General features: G+C 58.8%; 1 protein-coding gene. It reads left to right on the top strand.

The genetic code is table 11. From position 1 onward, the window contains the following. Nucleotides 1-240: DUF3077 domain-containing protein (locus tag NDO48_RS29500; protein ID WP_267322956.1), on the top strand; the 240-nt coding region annotated here is incomplete at both ends.

Raw genomic sequence — 240 nt, 5'->3', positions numbered from 1 at the left:
AACCTGCACCGTCTATTCCGCGTCAATGCTGGCGTGCCCATTCGTGACGCCCTGGAGCATGCTTCCGAGTTGCTGCACTGTTCCAAAATGCTCGCATTGGATGCGGCCATGGACAAAGGCGCGGACCGTTATGCCTGGGCGGCGCATTATTTGGGGGAGATGGCGAAGGCTGTGGTGGATGATTTGGCGAATGGGATGTTGCCCAATGGGGTGATGGAGGAGGGGGACGCTGTTTCGGTG

The organism is Aminobacter sp. MET-1 (assembly GCF_026521175.1).
GTDB lineage: Bacteria > Pseudomonadota > Alphaproteobacteria > Rhizobiales > Rhizobiaceae > Aminobacter.
The sequence above is the reverse complement of the archived record's forward strand: the minus strand, read 5'-3'. Positions and strand labels throughout refer to the sequence as shown.